Consider the following 13,977-nt stretch of genomic DNA (forward strand, 5'->3'; position numbering starts at 1 on the left):
CTGACGGTCAGTGCGGAGGGATGCCGCGCTGCCGGCGCAGGTCGGCGACGCGGCGGTAGAGGTCGACCGCCTCCGTGCTCCGGCCCAGCTGCTCCAGGCAGTGCGCCTCGTCGTTGCGGCTGGCGAGGGTGTCGGGATGGTCCGCGCCGAGGACCCGTTCGCGGGCGTCGGCGACCGTGCGGTAGTCGGCGAGGGCGTCGGCCCAGCGGCCGAGCCAGCCCAGCCCGACGGCCACCTCCCGGCGGCTGACGAGCGTGTCGGGGTGGTCGGGGCCCAGCGCGCGTTCCCGGATCGCGCAGACCTCGCGGGATTCGGCGAGCGCCTCCTCCCAGCGCGCCATCCGCCCGAGGTTCACCCCGAGGCCGTGCCGGGCGCGCAGGGTCTCCGGGTCCGCGGGCCCGCCCACCCGGGTGCGGTCCTCGGCCAGCGCGCGGTAGAGCTCCAGCGCCTCGGCGCTGCGGCCGAGCCTGCCGAGGCTGATGCCCACCTCGTAGCGCGCGGACATCGTGTCGGGGTGGTCGGCGCCGAGTGCGGCCGCCCGGGCCTGCGCCACCTCCCGGTAGGTCCCCAGTGCCTCGGTCCAGCGGTCCAGCCGGCCGAGGGTGTAGGCCACCTCGTACAGCGTGGCCAGGGTGTCGGGGTGCGTCGCACCGAGCAGCCTGCCGCGGGCGTCCGCCACCTCGCGGGCCATGCGGTACGAGTCCTCCAGACGGCCCAGCCTGCTGAGGTTGAAGGCCAGGTTGTGCCGGCAGCGCAGGGTGTCGGGGTGGTCCGGCCCCATGGAGCGCTCCCGTGAGGCGAGCACCGCGGCGTAGACCTGGTGCGCCTCGAAGTGCCGGCCGAGCTGCCCGAGGACGTACGCGGTCTCCTGACGGGCCGCCAGGGTATCCGGGTGATCGGGGCCCAGGCCCCGTTCGCGGCCGTCGGCGACCGCGCCGAACTCGCGCAGCGCGTCCTCGGCGCGTCCCGTGCGGCTGAGGCTGAACGCCACCTCGTACCGGCTGTCGAGGGTGTCGGGGTGGTCGGGGCCCAGCGCCTGTTCGCGTGCCGAGGCGACCGTGCGGTGGACGTCGCCCGCCTCCTCCCAGTGGCCGAGCCGCCCCAGGTTGAGCCCGGCGCTGTGCCGGCCGGCCAGGGTGGCGAGCAGTTCGGGGGGCGGGGTCGGACGGGCCGTCCCGCCGGGCGGGAGGGCGCCGGGGAGGGCCCCCGGGACCACCCCCGTGGTCCACGCACCGGTCAGCGCGACCGCCTGGTCGATGACCTCGGTCCCGGGGGCGGAGCCGCGCGCCTTGTGACCGGTGGTCATGCCGCGGGTCCAGGAGGGCAGCCGGGGCTCCTGCCCCGCGGGCGCGCGGCCGGGATGCTGGAACGGGACGGGCGGGGCCAGCCGTACCCTGCCCGGCCGGGGCTGCTCGCCGGTGCGCCCGAGCGCGATGCGGGCCCTGAGGTCACCGGCGTCGGACGGCCGCTCCCCCGGTGTCTTGGCCAGCAGGTCCAGGACGACCCGGTCGAAGAAGCGCGGGAGTTCGGCGCGGTGGGCGCGCGGCGGCTCGGGAACGGTGTCGCGGTGTCCGACGAGGACCGCCCAGGCGTCGTCCATGTCGAAGGGCGGTACGCCGGTGGCGATCTCGTACAGCACACAGCCCAGGGAGTAGAGGTCGCTGCGGTGGTCGACCTCGCCGCCGCTGATCTGCTCCGGCGACATGTAGTGCGGGGTGCCCATGGCGATGCCGGTGCCGGTGAGACGCGAGGTGAATCCGATGTCGTGGCCGAGCCGGGCGATGCCGAAGTCGCAGATCTTCACCGTCCCGTCGTCGAGCCGCATGATGTTGGCGGGCTTGAGGTCGCGGTGCACTATGCCCTGGCGGTGGGTGTAGCCGAGGGCGTCGGCGACCTGGTCGGCGATGTCGACGACGTCCGGCACGGGCAGCGGGTGCTGCTTGTTGTCCTCCAGGAGCTGGCTGAGATTGCGCCCCTCCAGGAGCTCCATGACGAGGTAGAGGACGCCGTCCGACTCGCCGAAGTCGTGGACGACGGTGACTCCGCGGTGCTGGAGCGCGGCGGCCACCCGTGCCTCGCGGCGGAAGCGCTCGCGCAGGATGCGGGTGAAGTCCTGGTCGTGCTGCGGCCCCATCGGCTTCAGGCACTTGACGGCGACCTGGCGGCCCAGCGATTCATCGCGCGCACGCCATACCTCGCCCATGCCTCCGCGCCCGATCAGATCGAGCAGCCGGTAGCGGCTCTGGATCAGCCTGGTGTCCGCCATCGCCTGTTGCCGCCCCCGTCTGCTCCGCTGCTCGCCTGCCGCTGCACCCTCCCCGGCCCGTCCAGTATGGCGGCCTGTCTGCGGAGTTTGTACGGGGCGGGCCTGCTGCCAGGGCCCAGCCGTGCCATCGCGTTCACGATGTGCCCGGGCGGCAGGCACCAGCGCAGGCGTGCGGGGACGGCGCGCAGGGCGGTCCCTGTGGTGCGGAGGCGGCGGTCGACTGCCGCCGGGGGCGGCGCGGTCCTGCCGTAGAGCTCATGGGCGTACGGGGGCAGGGAGTCGTAGGCCAGTGCCGCCACACGCCTCCACAGCAGCGCACGCGCCGGGGTCAGCAGGGCATGGACCGGCGGGCTGCGCAGGAAGTCGTCCACGTCCAGAGCCTCGGTACCGGCGGCGAGCCGGGGGCGGACCCGCTCGAAGTAGGCGGCGAGCGCCCGGGTCGTGGCGGGAACGCCGGACGGATCGAGGCCGACGAGGCGTGCGCTCTCCCGCTGCTCGTCGATGTAGCGGTCGGCCTGGGCGTCGCTGAGGGGGAAGCCGGAGCGGCGCTCGACCTGGAGATAGGAGTCGACCTCGGCGCAGTGCACCCAGAGCAGCAGCTCCGGTTCGTCGATGCCGTAGACCTCGCCGGTGCCGGGGTCGGTGGCCTTGAGGAGCCGGTGGATCCTGCGGACCCTCGCGCCGTACTTCTCGGCGGCGGGCGCGGTGTCGTAGGTGAGCGTCCCGACGAAGTCGGCCGTACGCAGCAGCCGCCCCCAGGCGTCCTTACGGAAGTCGGAGTTCTGCATGACGCCGCGCACGGCGCGCGGGTGGAGTGCCTGGAGGTAGAGGGCTCGGATTCCGGCCACCCACATCATGGGGTCGCCGTGCATCTGCCAGGTGACGGAGTCGGGGCCGAAGAGTCCCGGATCGGCGTCGTTCATCGGCTCGTGCCCTCCGATCGGCGGTGGTCCCGGCGCCCCATGGCCCGGACGTCGTGCCGGGGAGACCGGAACGCGCGACAAGCGCTCTCCCTCACATGCATACAGCAACCGCGCGCGTTCCGGGGAGGGTGCCGACGAAGGCGATCACGGACCCGGCGGCGCGGACCGGCCCGGGAGCCGATGCGCGCCGCCGTCCTGGTCCGTGGCCCCGCCGGTGCCACCGGGCCGGCCCGGTGCGGTCAGACGAAGAAGGACCTGAACTCGGCGAGCGTGATCTTCCGGTCGCCGTCGGTGTCGGCGCTCTTGACGAAGTCGGCGAGCTTCGTGCCCTCGAGCGTGCCGCCGTGGGCCTGGCCGTAGTCCCTCAGCTCCCGCAGACGGATCGTCCCGTCTCCGTCCGTGTCGATCGTCGCGAACAGGTCATCGACCTCGGCGTCAGTCAGCTTGCCCATGGTTTCTTCCCGTCTTTCTGTCGCTCGGTGGCCCGGTCCGGCGGTGCGGCGGCACAGGACCGCCTCCGTGGTGGGGACCGGCCGGATCCCCGCCTTCGCATGCCACTGCCGGAAGCCCGCTACGGCGTCGTAGCGGTTCGACCGTAACCCTCGCGGTCACCGTACGCACCGGACCGCCTACGCGGCGTTCACCCATGAGGCGCATCCGCCGGAGCGGTTCAGCGCTTGACGGCTCGCAGGACGACGAACTTCGGGTCGCCCGCGACGGTGGCGCAGTTGCCGAAGATGCGGCGCAGCTGGGTGTGGTAGCCGAGGTGCCGGTTGCCGACGACCCAGAGCTCACCGCCCTGACGCAGCGCGGCGCGCGCTCCGTGGAACATGTTCCTGGCGGTGGCGTCGGTGACCGCCTGGTGCGAGTGGAAGGGCGGGTTGCTGAGGACGAGGTCCACGCTCGCCGGGGGCACGTCCGCCATCGCGTCGCCGACCAGGAAGTGCGCCTCGGCGTCCGGGGCGGAGTTGGCCCGGAAGGTCTCCTCGGCGGAGGCGACGGCCTGGTAGGACTCGTCGATGAAGGTGACGGTGGCGTCCGGGTTGGCCAGCGCGGCGGACGTCCCCACGACGCCGTTGCCGCAGCCGAGGTCGACGACGTGGTCGGGGCCCGTCCGTGCGGGGAGGTGCTTCAGGAAGAAGCGGGTGCCGATGTCCAGGCGCTCGGCGCAGAAGATCCCGGCGTGATTGGTGACCGTGCGGCCGGAGACGGCACCGACGTCGCCGGGCAGGGCGTAGCGGTACGGCCAGGGGCTGGGGGTCCTGGGGAGGGCCGGGTCCGGGGTGCAGAAGATGAGCCGCGCCTTCTTCACCGCGAGGGAGGTGCGGGTGGGCCCGATGATCCGCTCGAAGAGCTTGAGGGTGGAGGTGTGGATCTCCTTCACCATGCCGGTGCCGATGACGACGGTCCCGGCATGCACGGCCGGGGCGAGCCTGTGCAACTGGTCCTCGAGGAGCGCGAGGCTCTTGGGCACCCGCACGAGCAGGAGGTCCACGCGCTCCGGCGGGGTGTCGCGCACCGACAGCATGCGCACCGAGTCCGGATCGAGGCCGTTGCGCGCGAGGTTGGCCGTCGTGGCGCGCCGCGCGAGGTACGAATCGGTGATCTGTACGGGATGGTGGGCGGCCAGCGCGGTGGCGAGAGCGCCCCAGCGGTCGCCGACCACCGCGACGGTGCCGGACGGACGGACGGGCTCGCTCCCCTCGGCGCCGTCCAGCCGGTTCAGCAGATACTCGTCGGCGGCGTCCCACGCACGGAGGGGATCGCGCGGGTTCTCGGGAAAGCGGGCGAGATCGAATTCGCCCTGTGACGTCGTCAAACGGTTCATATTGCGTTCAGGCTAACCGAGTGGCGGGGAGCGCCCTGCACGCTCCCCGCCCCAGGCCCCCCTCCGCCACCCCGCCCGGCCTACGGAAGCCGCTTCTCCATGGCCGAGCGGCCCTCCTCGGACAGCCTGCGCCGTGCCCACTCCAGACTCTCGGGGGTCACATCCCGCCCGGAGGCGAGCACCAGGTCCTCCGCAGTGGGCTGTTCGCTCCCGCCGGTGTGCAGCAGACGGTCGGGAGTCACCCCCCGGACCTCCGGTACGGATACGGATTCGGATTCTTCGCTCATACCGCCTCCTCGTCCTTGCGGTAATTCTCGCGCCGGTGCGCGGTCGGCGCACCCCGATACCCCGGCGGCCGTCCACGAGGCGTCACTTGACTTGCACATGATGAATACGCAACGTTCACACTACGAGCACTGTGCGTGTGGAAGGCTCCCGGACGAGCAGCCCCCGCACGGCCACCACGACACCGTTCACCATCTCGGAGAGGACACCCCACATGTCCAGTCGTCGCCGTATCTACGCGCGTCCACTGATCGCCACAGCCGCCTCGATCGTCGTACTCACCGGAGTCGCGTCCACCGCACCCGCCGCCACCACCGGCACGGCCGGGACCACGTCCTCGGCCGCGGCACTCGACGACACCTACTACCAGGACGCGCTCGGCAAGACCGGCACCGCGCTGAAGAACTCCCTGCACACGATCATCAGCGACCAGACCAAGCTCTCCTACAGCCAGGTATGGGACGCGCTCAAGGCCACCGACGAGGACCCCTCCAACTCCTCCAACGTGATCCTCCTCTACACCGGCCGCTCCCAGTCCAAGAGCGAGAACGGGGGCGCCGTCGGCGACTGGAACCGCGAGCACGTCTGGGCCAAGTCCCACGGCGACTTCGGCACCTCGACCGGGCCCGGCACCGACATCCACCACCTGCGTCCGGAGGACGTCCAGGTCAACTCCATCCGCGGCAACAAGGACTTCGACAACGGCGGCAGCGCCGTGTCCGGGGCGGCCGGCAACTACACCGACAGCGACTCCTTCGAGCCGCGCGACGCGGTCAAGGGCGACGTCGCCCGGATGATCCTCTACATGGCGGTGCGCTACGAGGGCGACGACTCCTTCGCCGACCTCGAACCCAACGACAGCGTGAGCAACGGCTCCGCTCCGAACATCGGACGCCTCTCCGTGCTGAAGCAGTGGAGCCAGGAGGACCCGCCGGACAGCTTCGAGCAGAACCGCAACGAGGTCATATTCGACCGGTTCCAGCACAACCGGAACCCGTTCATCGACCACCCGGAGTGGGTCGAGGCCATCTGGTAGGGGCTCACACGGGGTCGGCCACGGCCTGCGCGCAGCGCTCCACGGCTTCCTCGCGGGAGCCGAAGCGCGGCAGGTCCTGGCCGGTCCGCTCCCGCACCAGGTCCGGCGTACCGAGCCGGTCGCCGGGATCGACGACGGCGGCGCGCCGGCCGTCCCGCGCGAGCCTGGCCAGACCCGCGTGCAGCAGGGAGAGCGCGACCGGGTCCACGCCCGTGACCTCGCGCAGGTCCAGCACGACCGCCGCCACCCGGTCGGGGCCGGACTCGTCCAGGGCGTACAGCACACGCTCGACGGCGGTGAAGTCGAGGGCACCCTGCGCGGCGACGACACCGACACGCTCGTGCAGCGCCCGCTCCCGGCTGCCGGACGGGGCCGAGGGCAGCACATCGGCGGTGGTGACCAGGGTCACCGTGGAGCCGGGCAGCGCCGGGTTCCTCATCAGGTGGAGTCCCAGGCGTTCCGACAGGGCACCGAGCGCGGCCCGCCCTCGCACCGATGTGCCCGTGGCGTCGAGGAGCGGGCTGTAGGTGGCCAGGCCGAAGCGGGCGGGCCCCGCGGCGATCAGCCCCCCGGACACGCCGCTCTTGGCGGGCAGCCCCACTCTCAGCAGCCATTCGCCGGACGCGTTGTACATGCCGCAGGTGGCCATGACGGCGAGGACCTGTGCCGCGACCTCCGGCGAGACGACGGTCTCGCCGGTCAGCGGATTGACCCCGCCGTGCGCGAGGGTCCCGGCCATCACGGCGAGATCGACGGCGGTGGCTCGCACGGAGCACTGCCGGAAGTAGGTGTCCACCGCGGCGACGGGATCGACCGGCAGAGCCCCGGTGCTGCGGATCAGATAGGCGAGGGCCCGGTTGCGGTCACCGGTCCCGGCCTCGGAGCCGTACACGTCCTCGTCGACGTCCAGCCGCCGCCCGGCGAACCGGCTCAGGCAGGTGAGGATGCGGGAGAACGCCGGATGGTCCGGGCTGTCGGGGACCAGCGCGGTGGCGACGATGGCACCGGCGTTGACCATGGCGTTGGCGGGCCGTCCGGTACGGGCTTCCAGGCTGATGGCGTTGAAGGCCTCACCGCTGGGTTCCGCGCCGACCCAGCGGCCCACCTCGTCGAGCCCCAGCGCGGACAGGGCGAGGGCGTACACGAAGGGCTTGGACACCGACTGGAGGGTGAAGACGGTGTCCGCCGCTCCGGCGCTGTAGCAGTGCCCGTCCATGCTGACGACGGCGAGCCCGAAGGCGTCCGGGTCCGACCGCGCCAACTCGGGGATGTAGTCGGCGCGTCGGCCCTCCCGTACGCCGGCGAAGCGCGCGTGCAGATCGCGCAGCGCGTCCGTGACGGCTTCTGACGCGGTCACCGGCGGCCCGCCGGACGCCGGGGGTGACCGGCCGCGCGGCCGTCCGTCATTCCGCTTCGTCGCCGAAGATCTCGCGGAGCTTGGCCTCGCGCCCGGTGTCGAGGTTGCTGTGCAGCAACTCGGCGCCGCCGCCGGGCAGCGACTCGCCGATGCGGCTGGGCACTTCGGCCGTGGTGAGCAGGAAGAGCGCCGAAGTTCCGGGGGTCACCTGCTGCTTGACCTCCGCGATGAAGTCGTCGTCGATGCCGACGTCGGCCAGCTTTCCGCCGAGCGCACCCGCGGCGGCCCCGATCGCGGCGCCGAGCAGGGGCATCAGGAAGATCAGCCCGAAGAGCATCCCCCAGAAGGTGCCGCTCAGCGCGCCCGCTCCGACGAGGTTGATCAACTGCTTCGTCCTCGGCTTCGAGCGCTCGGCCGGCCAGGTCACGACGGCGGCGTCGATGATCTTCAGAAGCCCCTCCTTCTGGAGGGACTTCAGGGCGGTCTCCACGTTCTCCGCGCCATCGGCCGACTGGAACTTCCACACGGTGAGCGTGGACATCGCTTGTACCTCCGGAAGAGAAGGGAATAACTCGCTCATATTAGGATCAAAAGGTATGAATTGACTCGTCGAACGACCCGCTCCGCGCCACGGGGGCGGCACCAGAACCGCGGACCCCGACCCCTCCGGGAGACAACGATGGACACGGACGCTTTGACCCCCGGCCTTCTGCAGGAACTCCGCAGGAACAGGCCGTATCCGGCCCTGTCCCTGACGATGCCCACCCACCGCACGACGCCGGACAACGCCCAGGACTCCGTGCGGCTGCGCAATCTCGTGGCCGAGGCGGCCGGGCGCCTGGATACCGACCCGCAGGTGACCCGTGACGCCCGGATGGCGCTCAAGGCGCAGCTCGACCGAGCCGTGGAGGAAGTGGACCAGCGCCGCGCGCTGGACGCCCTGGTCATCCTCGCCGACGTGGACGGGTACCAGATCTGGCAATTGCCCCGCACCGCCCCCGAGCGCGTGGTCCTCAGCGACAGCTATCTGACCCGCAACCTGGTGTCGGCCAAGGCCGGGGCCCGGCTCTTCTGGGTGCTCAGCGTCTCCGCGGAGCACGCCATGCTGTTCTCGGGCACGAACGACGGCCTGCGGGCCGAGGCGCGGGACGGATTCCCGCTGACCGCCCCGCACGAGGAGCCCAATCCGCAGCGCGAGGAGCGCATCGGCGACACCCCGAGCACGTACAACAGCGAGGACACGCGCAACTTCCTGCGCACGGTCGACGAACACCTGCGCGCGGTCATGGCGGCCGACCCGCGCCCGCTGTTCCTGGTCGGTCTGGCTCCGGCACTCTCCCTGCTCGACGAGGTGGGCGAGAGCGCGAAGCCGGCCGTCGCCAGGGTCGCGAAGGGCACGACCCCGGGCACCACCGCGCCGGAGCTTCTCAAGGAGCTGACCCCTGCCCTGGCGAGCTGGCGCGAGCAGACGGCCTCCGAGATCCGCGACAGGTTCGACAACGCCCTCAGCAGCCGCTCCTTCGCCGGCGGGCTCGACGAGGTGTGGCTGGCCGTGCGCGAGGGCCGGGCGGGGCTGGTCGCGGTCGAGGAGCACTTCAAGCGGACGGTCAGGATCACCGACGGGCACCTGGAGCCGGTGGGACCGGACGTCACTCCGGCGACGGACGACCAGGTCCGCGAGGACATCGTCGACGAGCTCGTCGAAACGGCGCTGGACAACGGCTGCGAGGTGTCCTTCGTCGCCGACGACTCCCTCGCGGACCACGGGCGCATCGCGGCGGCTCTCCGCTTCTGACCGCGTGTCCTACGTGAGGATTATGTGAAATATGTCTAGGTTTGGCGCTCCGAAGTCGATCTCGCCGCGTTGGTCTCGCCGATCGCGCGGTGCACGAAGGAGAGCCATTCATGGACCGATTCAGGCGCGCATCGGCGGCAGCCCTGCTGACGGCGGTGGCACTGGCCGGCGCGGTGGGCGGGGCCGCGGCGTCGTCCGGTGTCCCCGCACCGCCGTCCGGGGAGCGCGCGCACGACCTGGCCACACGCCCGGCCATCTCCGCGCACGCGACCGCGCGTGCCGTCGCGGCGTGGGAGGAGTTCCGTATCCACGGCTCCGCCCGCAACATCACCTCCGGCACCCCGATCACCCTCCAGCAGAAGCAGGGCAAGCGCTGGGTTTCCCTGCCCGCCACGATCAGGACGGCCGCCGGCGGCGAGTACAGCCTGCGGGTGAAGCTGGGCATCAAGGGCGAGAACGCCCTCCGTATCGTCGGTGGAGGCGCCGTCTCGCCGGTCGTCCGCACGACCGTGAGCTGAACGTCCCGCCCGCGCACTCCGGCCGGCCTGCGAGGAAGCAGGCCGGCCGGAGTGCGTCGCCCCGGTTGTTCAGCCGTCCCAGGCCCAGTCCGCCACCTCGGGCAGGTCCGTGCCGTGTTCCCGGATCCAGTCGTGGTGGCGGGTGCGGACGTCCGCCATCGCCTGCCGTACGGCGGCGGCGCGCACGCCCAGCCCGGGCACCCTGTCGACCACGTCCATGACCAGCCGGTAGCGGTCCAGGTCGTTGCGGACCACCATGTCGAACGGTGTGGTGGTGGTCCCCTCCTCCTTGTAGCCCCTCACGTGCAGCTGAGCGTGGCCCGCGCGCCGGTAGGCCAGCCGGTGCACCAGCCACGGATACCCGTGGTACGCGAAGATCACCGGCTTGTCCCGGGTGAAGAGGGCGTCGTACTCCGCGTCCGGCATCCCGTGCGGGTGCTCCTCGTGCGGCAGGAGCCGGGTCATGTCGACCACGTTCACCACGCGCACGGCCAGCTCCGGAAGATGACGCCTCAGCAGCCCGGCCGCAGCCATCGTCTCCAGGGTGGGCACGTCCCCCGCGCAGGCCAGCACGACGTCCGGTTCGCGGCTGCCGTCCTCCGTGCCCGCCCATTCCCAGATCCCGGCGCCACGGGCGCAGTGCGCGCGGGCCTCGTCGAGGGTGAGCCAGTCGAAGCCGGGCTGCTTCCCCGCGACGATCACGTTGACGTAGTCGCGGCTGCGCAGCACATGGTCCGCCGTGGACAGCAGCGTGTTGGCGTCCGGCGGCAGATAGACCCGGACGACCTCGGGACTCTTGTTGAGGATGTGGTCGACGAAGCCGGGGTCCTGGTGCGAGAAGCCGTTGTGGTCCTGGCGCCAGACGTGCGAGGTGAGCAGGTAGTTCAGCGAGGCGACCGGCGCGCGCCAGTGCAGTCGGCGCGAGGTGCGCAGCCACTTGATGTGCTGGTTGACCATCGAGTCGACGATATGGGCGAAGGCCTCGTACGAGGAGAACAGGCCGTGCCGTCCGGTGAGGAGGTATCCCTCCAGCCAGCCCTGGCACAGGTGCTCGGAGAGCACCTCCATCACACGGCCGTCGCGCGCCAGGTGCTCGTCGGTCGGGAGGATCCGGGCCTGCCATGCCTTGCCGGTGGCCTCGTAGAGCGCGCCGAGGCGGTTGGACTCCGTCTCGTCGGGGCCGACGACACGGAAGTCCCTGCGCCCGGCCGTGGCCGCCATGACGTCCGCGAGCAGGCCGCCGAGCACGCGGGTGGGCTCGTGCAGGACGGTCCCCGGCTTGTCGACCGGGACCGCGTGGTCCTCCAGGGAGGGCAGTGGCAGATCGCGCAGCAGCAGCCCGCCGTTGGCGTACGGCGTCGAGCCGAGCCGTGCCGCGCCCTCGGGGACGCAGTCCAGGACCTGGGCGGTGGGCCGGCCCTCGGCGTCGAAGAGTTCCTCCGGCCGGTAGGAGCGCATCCACGCCTCCAGCTGCCGCAGGTGGTCCGGGTTGTCCCGGACCCCGGGCAGCGGCACCTGGTGGGCGCGCCATGTGTTCTCGACGGGGAGCCCGTCGACGTCCTCCGGCCCCGTCCAGCCCTTGGGGGTGCGCAGCACGATCATCGGCCAGCGGGGGCGCTCGGTGGCGCCCTCGGTCCGGGCCGCGCGCTGGTACGCACCGATGCGGTCCAGGGCGAGGTCCATGGCGGCGGCCATGGCGCGGTGGACGGTCGCGGGGTCGTCCCCTTCGACGTAGACGGGGTCGTGGCCGTATCCGCGCAGGAGGGCGTCGAGTTCGTCCTCGGGGAGCCGGGCGAGCACCGTCGGGTTCGCGATCTTGTATCCGTTGAGATGGAGGACCGGCAGGACCGCGCCGTCGTGGACGGGGTCGAGGAACTTGTTGGAGTGCCAGGACGTGGCCAGCGGTCCGGTCTCCGCCTCCCCGTCCCCGATGACGCAGGCGACGAGCAGCTCCGGGTGGTCGTACGCGGCGCCGTAGGCGTGGGCGAGCGCGTATCCGAGCTCACCGCCCTCATGGATGGAGCCCGGTGTCTCCGGGGCGACATGGCTGGGCACGCCGCCGGGGAAGGAGAACTGCTTGAACAGGGCACCCATACCGGCGCGGTCGCGGCCGACATCGGGGTAGATCTCCGCATAGCTGCCCTCGATCCAGGAGTTGGCGAGGACGGCCGGCCCGCCGTGGCCCGGCCCCCAGACGCACAGCGCCGGCCGCTTCCGTGCCTTGACGACGCGGTTGAGGTGGGTGTGGACCAGGTTCAGCCCGGGCGAGGTGCCCCAGTGGCCCAGCAGCCGCGGCTTGATGTGCCCGGGCGCCAGGGGCTCTTCGAGGAGGGGGTTCGCCAGCAGGTAGATCTGGCCGACCGCCAGGTAGTTGGCGGCGCGCCAGTGGGCGTCGAGGGCCGCGAGCTCGGTGTCGGACAGGGCGTCTGTCATGAGGCTTCTCCCGGGTCAGCCGGCATCGGGTCCGTACCAGACGGTGGTGGCGTTGCAGAACTCGCGGATGCCGTGTCCTGCCAGCTCCCGCCCGTATCCGGAGCGCTTCACCCCGCCGAAGGGCAGTGCGGGATGGGAGGCCGTCATCCCGTTGAAGAAGACCCCGCCCGCCTCCAGGTCGCGCACGCAGCGGGTCATCTCGCCCTCGTCGCGCGTCCAGACGTTGGAGCTGAGTCCGAAGGGGGTGTCGTTGGCGAGTTCCACGGCCTCGTCCAGGTCCGCGACGCGGTAGAGCGTCGCCACCGGGCCGAAGGTCTCCTCGCGGTGGATGCGCATGCCGGGGGTGATTCCGGTCAGCACGGTGGGCTCGTAGAACCAGCCGCGGTCGAGGCCGCGGGGCCGACCGCCCCCGCAGAGCGCGGTGGCGCCCTTGCCGAGGGCGTCGCCGACGAGCTCCTCCAGATCGGTGCGGCCCTGTTCGCTGGAGAGCGGCCCGACGTCGGTGGACTCCTCCATCGGGTCGCCGACGGTGAGGGCGCTCATCCCGGCGGTGAACCGCTCGGCGAACGCGTCGTACACGTCGGCGTGGACGATGAAGCGCTTGGCGGCGATGCAGGACTGCCCGTTGTTCTGCACGCGTGCGGTCACCGCGGTCGCCGCGGCCTTGTCGACGTCGGCCGAGGGCAGGACGACGAACGGGTCGCTGCCGCCGAGCTCCAGCACGGTCTTCTTCACCTCGTCGCCCGCGACGGAGGCGACGGCGCGGCCGGCGGGTTCGCTGCCGGTGAGGGTCGCGGCGGCGACCCGGGGGTCGCGCAGGACCGCCTCGACCGCGCCCGAGCCGATGAGCAGTGTCTGGAAGCAGCCCTCGGGGAACCCGGCGCGGGTGAACAGGTCCTCGATGTACAGAGCGGTCTGCGGCACGTTCGACGCGTGCTTGAGCAGACCGGCGTTGCCCGCCATGAGCGCCGGCGCGGCGAAGCGCATGACCTGCCAGAGCGGGAAGTTCCAGGGCATCACGGCGAGGACCACGCCCAGCGGCCGGTAGTGCACCCGGGCGCGTGAGGCTCCGGAGTCCTTGACGTCGGTGTCGTCGGGGTGCTCGTCGGCGAGCAGGCGTTCGGCGTTGGCTGCGTACCAGCGCATCGCCTTGGCGCACTTGGCGGCCTCGGCTCTGGCGGCCTTGACCGGCTTGCCCATCTCCGTGGTCATGGTCCGGGCGATGTCCGGCTGGTCCGCGTCGAGGAGGTCGGCGGCCCGTCCGAGCAGGCGGGCGCGCTCGGCGAAGTCCGTGGTGCGGTAGCGGCGGAAGGCGCGGTGCGCGGCGTCGAGCATGCGCTCGGTCTCCCGCTCGTCCAGTGCGTCGAATGTCCTGAGCGTCTCGCCGTTCGCGGGGTTGACCGTCGCGATGGGCATGGCAGTGCCTCCTTGCGTCTGTTCTCCGACCGTGCCGCGCCGCACGCCGGTGCGCAACGCGGCCCTCACGCACACGTACCCGGCCGGTGCGGATCATGCGTGCTCCGGGCACGCCGTCCG

The 13,977-nt window shown here is 71.9% G+C and carries 12 protein-coding genes; 3 read left to right on the forward strand and 9 right to left on the reverse strand.

Features of this window, described 5'->3' with window-relative positions; all coding sequences use genetic code 11:
* Positions 1–7: 7 nt before the first annotated feature.
* The 5 genes from AMK10_RS21735 to AMK10_RS21755 all read right to left on the reverse strand — a co-directional run bounded on the left by AMK10_RS21735 (position 8) and on the right by AMK10_RS21755 (position 5,304).
* Positions 8–2,266, reverse strand: a complete 2,259-nt coding sequence (locus AMK10_RS21735; protein WP_073749571.1) for a serine/threonine-protein kinase — start codon at positions 2,264–2,266, stop codon at positions 8–10.
* On the reverse strand, positions 2,248–3,189 hold the full coding sequence (locus tag AMK10_RS21740) for an oxygenase MpaB family protein (protein ID WP_073749572.1): 942 nt from the start codon (positions 3,187–3,189) through the stop codon (positions 2,248–2,250). The genes AMK10_RS21735 and AMK10_RS21740 overlap by 19 nt, the downstream gene beginning before the upstream one ends.
* A 239-nt stretch (positions 3,190–3,428) precedes the next feature.
* Positions 3,429–3,641 (reverse strand): EF-hand domain-containing protein, encoded by a 213-nt coding sequence (locus AMK10_RS21745; RefSeq protein WP_073749573.1) that lies wholly within the window; start codon positions 3,639–3,641, stop codon positions 3,429–3,431.
* Between the two features lie 218 nt (positions 3,642–3,859).
* Positions 3,860–5,017: a methyltransferase gene (locus AMK10_RS21750; RefSeq protein WP_073749574.1), complete on the reverse strand. Its 1,158-nt coding sequence runs from the start codon at positions 5,015–5,017 to the stop codon at positions 3,860–3,862.
* An 80-nt stretch (positions 5,018–5,097) separates the two neighbouring features.
* A complete protein-coding gene (locus AMK10_RS21755; protein WP_073749575.1) occupies positions 5,098–5,304 on the reverse strand; it encodes a hypothetical protein in 207 nt (68 codons plus the stop codon).
* Between the two features lie 212 nt (positions 5,305–5,516).
* Between AMK10_RS21755 and AMK10_RS21760 the strand changes: the two genes are divergently transcribed.
* On the forward strand, positions 5,517–6,338 hold the full coding sequence (locus AMK10_RS21760; RefSeq protein WP_073749576.1) for an endonuclease I family protein: 822 nt from the start codon (positions 5,517–5,519) through the stop codon (positions 6,336–6,338).
* Positions 6,339–6,342: 4 nt separating this feature from the next.
* Here the strand turns inward: AMK10_RS21760 and glsA are convergent, their stop codons facing one another.
* Positions 6,343–7,695, reverse strand: coding sequence for a glutaminase A (gene glsA / locus AMK10_RS21765; protein ID WP_073749577.1), 1,353 nt, complete (start codon positions 7,693–7,695; stop codon positions 6,343–6,345).
* A 46-nt stretch (positions 7,696–7,741) separates the two neighbouring features.
* Positions 7,742–8,236 (reverse strand): DUF1269 domain-containing protein, encoded by a 495-nt coding sequence (locus AMK10_RS21770; protein WP_073749578.1) that lies wholly within the window; start codon positions 8,234–8,236, stop codon positions 7,742–7,744.
* A 138-nt stretch (positions 8,237–8,374) separates the two neighbouring features.
* Here AMK10_RS21770 and AMK10_RS21775 point away from each other — a divergent pair, with 138 nt between their 5' ends.
* Together AMK10_RS21775 and AMK10_RS21780 are read left to right on the forward strand one after the other, a co-directional pair.
* Complete coding sequence (locus tag AMK10_RS21775; RefSeq protein ID WP_073749579.1) at positions 8,375–9,490, forward strand: baeRF3 domain-containing protein; 1,116 nt, start codon at positions 8,375–8,377, stop codon at positions 9,488–9,490.
* A 110-nt stretch (positions 9,491–9,600) separates the two neighbouring features.
* Positions 9,601–10,008, forward strand: a complete 408-nt coding sequence (locus AMK10_RS21780; protein ID WP_073749580.1) for a hypothetical protein — start codon at positions 9,601–9,603, stop codon at positions 10,006–10,008.
* A gap of 69 nt (positions 10,009–10,077) precedes the next feature.
* Here AMK10_RS21780 and AMK10_RS21785 read toward each other — a convergent pair whose 3' ends face one another.
* The gene (locus AMK10_RS21785) at positions 10,078–12,441 is read right to left on the reverse strand and encodes a phosphoketolase family protein (protein ID WP_073749581.1); all 2,364 of its coding nucleotides are present in this window, start codon (positions 12,439–12,441) and stop codon (positions 10,078–10,080) included.
* Between the two features lie 15 nt (positions 12,442–12,456).
* On the reverse strand, positions 12,457–13,857 hold the full coding sequence (locus AMK10_RS21790; RefSeq protein WP_073749582.1) for an NADP-dependent succinic semialdehyde dehydrogenase: 1,401 nt from the start codon (positions 13,855–13,857) through the stop codon (positions 12,457–12,459).
* Positions 13,858–13,977 lie beyond the last annotated feature (120 nt).

Source organism: Streptomyces sp. CB02058, from assembly GCF_001905505.1.
Taxonomy (GTDB): domain Bacteria; phylum Actinomycetota; class Actinomycetes; order Streptomycetales; family Streptomycetaceae; genus Streptomyces.